Genomic DNA, 3376 nt, shown 5'->3' with positions numbered 1-3376 from the left:
CTATGCGTTGAATTAAGTGATTCAGGTGGTCTGCGGCGGCTTCGGTATTGCGTTGCTCACCCCTTAGCAGGGCGTTATGCTCTAGGAGGGAATTTTGCTCAATTTACTGAAGAAAGTGGTGCTAATCAATCTTGTTGCAGCATTGATTGTTATTCTCTTGGCTCAGTTTGTCCCCTTCTTTGCTACTACTCAGCCAGTCGACTTTCTGTTCTTCGTTGTTATCGTGAACTGGGTTTTAGCAAAGCTTATGTGGGAAGGTGGCGTATATAGTAAAACAGCGCATATGGATGATTCTAGAACAGATAAAGTTTACAAAATGGTAGAAGGTCATGATTTCGAAGAAGACCAACGAGAGCAGCATAGAATGAACTTCCAGGCAGGTTTGGTTTTCTTTATTGCAGGGCTTCCAGCGTTTGTCACTTGCTTAATTCTCCAATTTCTTTGAGTACGAGCATAACAAATTGTTCAAGAGTGATTCGGCACGCGTGGCATTTTTACCATGCGTTAGGTTTGGTGATTAAGGTGGTATGCGGAAGCTTAGGTATTGCGTGCCTCACACCTTAACAAGGCGTTAGTTGCCAACGAGGAAATCGCAGCTAAAACAGAGTGTTTAGGTCTAATATTTGTGTGCTTTGCCCGATTCTGCACTTCGAACTTCGGGCTCTTGGTTCGCGGAAATTGAGCTTCGATCTTTTCCTAGTTTGGTTTGCCGTTTCAGAAGCCGATTTACTTGTTGAAAGTCAGCTTTGTGGCATTGTTTCTCCAAAAGGTCTTTTTGGTGTTGTCAGTTCGTTTTCTACGGCGTTGCGTGTTCCAAGTGGTTTCAGTGACAAACGCTTTGAAACTGCGCTTGATTTGAGCTTTCCAACATACGTAAAGCAAGTGTTGGCAAATCGGTAATTAACTTCAAATCAAAGCGTTAGGTTTGGCAACTAACAAAGCATTCAAGAGGGATTCACAACGCTTGGCAGTTTTGGTTTGAATTGGCTTAAGTGTTTACGGCAGAATGGTTTAGTTTAGGTGGTGGCGTTGTTCACCCCTTAATGCGGCGTTAGGCGACATGAGATAAACGATAGAGTAGTGATAGTATCTTGGCGAGAATCTAGCTTCAGTTAACAGAAAAGGAGTGGGTTAATGAATGGTAAAGCATTTGATGATTGGAAAAAATCGCGAAAGAAAGGATGTTTAAATTGGCTTTTCAGAACAACTTTCGTCACAGCCATTTGGTACATGATTTTCAATGTTATTTTCCTTTATCCATATTCTGATGCAGCAAGCATTACGATTTTCTTATCGGATAATGCTCTTAATTACTCCATTTACACGATCGGGATGTTTTTCGCATTTTGGGCTATTTGGCTATACAACGAATCTTCGTATGAGAAAGAAGTTAAACGTAGAAATGTCGCCTAACAAACTGTTCAAGAGGGATTCGCAACGCGTGGCATTTTCACTATGCGTTGGTTTAAGTGATTAAGGTGGTATGCGGTGGCTTAGGTATTGCGTTGCTCACCCCTTAACAGGGCGTTATGTGTATTAATTGACTAAGGAGAGAAAATTGTTTGAAGGAATCAATATTCGAAATGTAGTTGAGCACTACAATAAGAGAGAAAATGCTCATAAATTATTAACAAGATATTTTGCAAACGAAAAAGTAGACGATTACTGTCAGTTAGCTTTAGGAATAGAACTACCTGAAGGTAATTACAGTGCATCTGAGCATTTTCTTGGTCCTAAAGTATTAAGCGCCAGTCCCGCCTCCTCTGTTTTTCAATTAGCGAGCAAACTGAAATCAGCACAAGACGTGAATCACGTCCCGAAAACGATCTATGACTCAAACCTGCCATATCTGCGTATCAGTGTTGGCTCTGAGATCGCAATGATGCTTAACCCAAATGATTTTTGGGTTGGGAATGTGAGGACAATTTATACTCATCTAATCATCAAGCACAAAGGGAATATATCTTTAGCTAATGAAGAATTAGCTCTTTATAAAGAGCCTGAGCCAAATAAGTCACGACCATCCAAAATGGAATATCAAATCTGGCGAGACTTATACCTTTCCCTTGAGCCTAGTTTAATTCAGCTTACAAATATGGGTCGAGATATTGCTGAATCTGAAGGCTTAGAGAGTGGTAGCAAATGTTTTATGTGGGCTGATGCCCTGTGCTCTGAGATTTATGCAACATACACATAACAAAGCATTTAAGAGTGATTCGCAACGCTTGGCAGTTTCGCTTCGCTCAAGTGTAGCCAAGCGCCGCTCACACCTTAATGCGGCGTTATGTAACAAGGAAAGATCGAGCATGGAAATACTTACAGCTAGACTGAAAATGACTCAAATTACGGACAAAGATTGGGAATTATTTGAGTCTTTACATCGTGATCCTGCTGTTATTAGCTTATGTTTCGATGAGCCACCTCCTTCAGAGATAAAAGAAAAATTTGAATCAAGGCTTCCTCAGTGGTCTAAAACTTCAGAAAATTGGCTATGCCTTACAATGACTGTACTGGAAACTGGTGAAAAAATTGGTGTCACTGGTTTTCATCTTATCGATGGGGTGGCAGACGTTGGGTATTTAATTCTCCCTCAATATCATGGTCTCGGGTTTGGTACAGAATCATTGAAAGCATTAATCAATTGGGCTTCTAATGAACAAACTATTACGGCATTTAGTGCAGTAGTTACAGAAGGTAACGTTGGTTCAGAGAAGGTGCTCATTAAAAGTGGCTTTTCTCTCAAAACAGTAGCGCCAAATGCCTATAAAATTGGCGGTAAACTGTATGCTGATCGTATTTATAGCATCGAAAATATTGTTACATAACAAAGCGTTTAAGGCAGATTCGCAACGCGTGGCATTTTGGGTTCAAATTGAGTTTTGTGTTTACGGTGTAATGATTTAGGTTAGGTGTAGGCGTCGCTCACTACTTAACGCGGCGTTAGGCGACATGAGATCAACGATAGAGTAGTGATAGTATCTTGGCGTGAATCTAGCTTCAGTTAATAGAAAAGGAGTGGATTAATGAATGGTAAAGCATTTGATAATTGGCAAAAATCTCGAAAGAAAGGATGTTTAAATTGGCTTTTCAGAACCACTTTCGTCACAGCCATTTTGTACATAATTTTTAATGTTATTTTCCTTTATCCATCTTCTGATGCGGCAAGCATTACGATTTTCTTATCGGATAATGCTCTTAATTACTCCATTTACACGATCGGGATGTTTTTCGCATTTTGGGCTATTTGGCTATACAACGAATCTTCGTATGAGAAAGAAGTTAAACGTAGAAATGTCGCCTAACAAACTGTTCAAGAGGGATTCGCAACGCGTGGCATTTTCACTATGCGTTGGTTTTAGTGTTTAAGGTGGTATGC

The 3376-nt window shown here is 40.3% G+C and carries 6 protein-coding genes; all 6 read left to right on the top strand.

Going from position 1 to position 3376, the window contains the following annotated elements:
* Positions 1-94 precede the first annotated feature (94 nt).
* Complete coding sequence (locus R7Q38_RS22700; RefSeq protein ID WP_171345278.1) at positions 95-445, top strand: hypothetical protein; 351 nt, start codon at positions 95-97, stop codon at positions 443-445.
* A 233-nt stretch (positions 446-678) separates the two neighbouring features.
* Positions 679-900, top strand: a complete 222-nt coding sequence (locus R7Q38_RS22695; protein ID WP_239938616.1) for a hypothetical protein — start codon at positions 679-681, stop codon at positions 898-900.
* Positions 901-1134: 234 nt separating this feature from the next.
* Positions 1135-1413, top strand: coding sequence for a hypothetical protein (locus R7Q38_RS22690; protein ID WP_213894485.1), 279 nt, complete (start codon positions 1135-1137; stop codon positions 1411-1413).
* Positions 1414-1558: 145 nt separating this feature from the next.
* Positions 1559-2197, top strand: coding sequence for a hypothetical protein (locus R7Q38_RS22685; protein ID WP_038899634.1), 639 nt, complete (start codon positions 1559-1561; stop codon positions 2195-2197).
* A 109-nt stretch (positions 2198-2306) separates the two neighbouring features.
* Positions 2307-2825, top strand: coding sequence for a GNAT family N-acetyltransferase (locus tag R7Q38_RS22680; RefSeq protein ID WP_239939332.1), 519 nt, complete (start codon positions 2307-2309; stop codon positions 2823-2825).
* A gap of 198 nt (positions 2826-3023) precedes the next feature.
* On the top strand, positions 3024-3302 hold the full coding sequence (locus R7Q38_RS22675) for a hypothetical protein (protein ID WP_033007115.1): 279 nt from the start codon (positions 3024-3026) through the stop codon (positions 3300-3302).
* Positions 3303-3376: the final 74 nt, after the last annotated feature.

Origin of the sequence: Vibrio sp. Vb0598 (assembly GCF_033338935.1) — a bacterium.
GTDB classification, from domain to species: domain Bacteria; phylum Pseudomonadota; class Gammaproteobacteria; order Enterobacterales; family Vibrionaceae; genus Vibrio; species Vibrio alginolyticus.
The sequence above is the reverse complement of the archived record's forward strand: the minus strand, read 5'-3'. Positions and strand labels throughout refer to the sequence as shown.

Bases quoted from the DNA above. Each gene is read 5' to 3' on its own strand.
- R7Q38_RS22690 (WP_213894485.1), top strand. From the start codon at position 1,135: ATGAATGGTAAAGCATTTGATGATTGGAAAAAATCGCGAAAGAAAGGA.
- R7Q38_RS22680 (WP_239939332.1), top strand. From the start codon at position 2,307: ATGGAAATACTTACAGCTAGACTGAAAATGACTCAAATTACGGACAAA.
- R7Q38_RS22675 (WP_033007115.1), top strand. From the start codon at position 3,024: ATGAATGGTAAAGCATTTGATAATTGGCAAAAATCTCGAAAGAAAGGA.